The organism is Streptomyces sp. NPDC057638 (assembly GCF_042800315.1).
Lineage (GTDB): Bacteria > Actinomycetota > Actinomycetes > Streptomycetales > Streptomycetaceae > Streptomyces.
Genome location: NZ_JBHVHF010000575.1, coordinates 1 through 2,003, shown reverse-complemented (window position 1 = coordinate 2,003; position 2,003 = coordinate 1). Strand labels below are relative to the sequence as shown.

The window sequence follows — 2,003 nt, the reverse complement described above, 5'->3', positions numbered from 1 at the left end:
GGACCCGGACACCTGGGGTGTCCTGGCCCGGCCCTGTCGGCGGTGCGGGAGGGGGTTACGCCTTGGCGTCGCCCTCGACGGCCGCCTCGGCGGTCTCGGCGGCCGACTCGGTCTCGTCCTCGTCGTCCTCCAGGTCCACGACGTCACCGTTGGTGTCGGTGACCTTGGCGGACTCGACGACCAGCGCCAGCGCCTTGCCGCGGGCGACCTCGCCCACGAGCATCGGCACCTGGTTGCCCTCGACGACAGCCTGGGCGAACTGGTCGGGGCTCATGCCGGAGGAGGCGGCACGGCGCATGAGGTGCTCGGTGAGCTCCTCCTGGTTGACGTTGAGCTTCTCCTTGGAGACGAGCTCGTCCAGCAGGAACTGGGTCTTGATGCCCTTGACCGCGGCGTCCTTGGTCTCGGTCTCGAACTCCTCCTCGGTCTTGCCCTGGAGCTCCAGGTACTTCGCGAGGTCGAGGCCCATCTGGCCGAGCTGGTGGTGCTCCACGTTGTGCTTGCGGGTGTTGACCTCGTCCTCGAGGAGCTTCTCGGGGATCGGGATCTCGGCCAGCTTCAGCAGCTCCTCCAGGACGCGCTCCTGCGCCTGGGTGGCCTGGTCGTAGCGCTTCATGTTCTCCAGGCGCTTACGGCTGTCGGCCTTGAGCTCGTCCAGGGTGTCGAACTCGCTCGCGAGCTGGGCGAAGTCATCGTCCAGCTCGGGCAGCTCACGCTGGGCGACCGCGGTCACCTTGACGGTGATCTCGGCGTCCTTGCCCTGGGCGGAGCCGCCCTTGAGCTCCGAGGTGAAGGTGGCCTCGGCACCGGCCTCCAGGCCCGTGACGGCGTCGTCGATGCCGTCGAGCAGCTCACCGGAGCCGATGGTGTAGGAGACGTCGGAGGCGACGCCGTCGGCGAGCACCTCGCCGTCGACCTTGGCCTCCAGGTCGATGGTGACCACGTCGCCGTCCTTGGCGGCGCGCTCGACCGGCGCGGTGGAGGCGAAGCGCTCGCGGAGCTGCTCGACCGACTTCTCGATGTCCTCGTCGGTGACCTCGACGGCGTCGACGGTGACCTCGATGCCCGAGTAGTCCGGGATCTCGATGACCGGGCGGATGTCGACCTCGGCGGTGAAGTTCAGCGTCTCGCCGTCCTTCAGCTCGGTGATGTCCACGTCGGGCTGGCCGAGCGGGTTGAGGTCCGCCTCGTTGACCGCCTCGGTGTAGAACTTCGGCAGGGCGTCATTGACGGCCTCCTCCAGCACGGCACCGCGGCCGAACCGCTGGTCGATCACTCGGGCCGGGACCTTGCCCTTACGGAAGCCCTTGACCGTGACCTGCTGGTTGATCTTCTTGTACGCCGCGTCGAGGCTGTCCTTGAGCTCCTCGAAGGGCACCTCGACAGTGAGCCGAACCCGGGTCGGGTTCAGGGTCTCCACGGCGCTCTTCACGGTTCGGTCTCCTTGATGGCTGAATTCTGGGGTTCTGCCGTGTCCGCCGCAGGGACGGACCGGCTGATCGCGGCCCCGGGCCGCCGCCGCTGTTCCTCCCTCGGCTGACTTCGGTCTTCCGAAGTCCTCCGACTCGGTGGGGGGCATCGCCGGACACACGGGCACGCAGTTTGCATAGTAGCCGCACGCAGGATCGGCCCCACAATGCGATCTTGTGAGGCCGTGAGAGGACTGTGGTCGGGGTGGCCGGATTCGAACCGACGACCTTCCGCTCCCAAAGCGGACGCGCTACCAAGCTGCGCCACACCCCGTCGGTGCGACACGTAGGGTACATGTTCGCCGACAGCGCGAGCCCGTTATTACGGGGCGGTCTGGCGGGGTGTGCGGCACGGCCTCGCGACCCGCTAGGATGCTGCCCGTACCGCGTCACGCCAGGGGGTGTGACCTGCGGTGCGATGCTTGCGGGCGTAGCTCAATGGTAGAGCCCTAGTCTTCCAAACTAGCTACGCGGGTTCGATTCCCGTCGCCCGCTCTGCGCAGGACCGAAAGGCCCGGTCGCGAGATCACCGTC

General features: G+C 67.7%; 1 protein-coding gene and 2 tRNA genes. 1 reads left to right on the top strand and 2 read right to left on the bottom strand.

The window, feature by feature from the left end; translation table 11 throughout:
* Positions 1-55 precede the first annotated feature (55 nt).
* Both tig and ACFVIM_RS34900 read right to left on the bottom strand, forming a co-directional pair.
* Positions 56-1,432 carry a trigger factor gene (gene tig, locus ACFVIM_RS34905; protein ID WP_384310337.1) on the bottom strand — a complete coding sequence of 459 codons (1,377 nt, stop codon included), beginning with the start codon at positions 1,430-1,432 and terminating at the stop codon, positions 56-58.
* Between the two features lie 234 nt (positions 1,433-1,666).
* Positions 1,667-1,743: transfer RNA gene (locus ACFVIM_RS34900), tRNA-Pro, on the bottom strand.
* A 150-nt stretch (positions 1,744-1,893) separates the two neighbouring features.
* On the opposite strand from ACFVIM_RS34900, the gene ACFVIM_RS34895 reads away from it, so the two are divergent.
* A tRNA-Gly gene (locus ACFVIM_RS34895) sits at positions 1,894-1,964 on the top strand.
* Positions 1,965-2,003 lie beyond the last annotated feature (39 nt).